1 protein-coding gene is annotated in these 572 nt (G+C 60.8%); it reads left to right on the forward strand.

Annotated features, from left to right (window positions below):
• Window positions 1-153: 153 nt before the first annotated feature.
• On the forward strand, window positions 154-411 hold the full coding sequence (locus AC1D00_RS44515; protein ID WP_404552695.1) for a hypothetical protein: 258 nt from the start codon (window positions 154-156) through the stop codon (window positions 409-411).
• The last annotated feature ends 161 nt before the right edge of the window (window positions 412-572 follow it).

The raw sequence follows: 572 nt of genomic DNA on the forward strand, positions 1-572 counted from the left end.
ATCCATGATGGTCCCTCCCCTCGATTTTCTTTGTTTCGCAGCTAGCCTAGCGCGGCGATCGGCAGGAACAAGACGTTTACGAAGGGTTAACCATGTCCGGTCCGGCCCGGAACGCATCCCTGGGTCCGCTGTTGCCCTCCCAGGGAGTGAGTGATGCGTAATCTTCGGACCATTGATGTCGCGTTGGACGAGATGCTGGTGAATCTCGCAGCGATCGTGCTGCGGCTGTCAAAGCCCGAGGTGACGCGAACCCCGGAAGCGCGGCGCGCCTTGGCGCAATCGGTCCACCAATACGCAGTCTGCGCGGCACACTCGACGGATCCGCGCGTCCACGAATTGAAATCGGAGCTGGAAGAGACGCTGAGGCCGAACTTGCGAATTGTCGCAAACAACGGCGTGAAAGTGTCGTAGCCGAACACCGTCATTGCGAGCGCAGCGAAGCAATCCAGAATCCCTCCGCGGAGACACCCTGGATTGCTTCGCTGCGCTCGCAATGACGGGATTGTTGAGGCCGCTCGCTCTACGACCCCTTCACCTTTCCGCGCGTCCGCCGCTTGCAGGTGCCTGGCAGC

Source organism: Bradyrhizobium sp. P2_E8, from assembly GCF_056403875.1.

Excerpts from the sequence above, each read along its gene's own strand:
- AC1D00_RS44515 (WP_404552695.1), top strand. The coding sequence starts at position 154 with ATGCGTAATCTTCGGACCATTGATGTCGCGTTGGACGAGATGCTGGTG.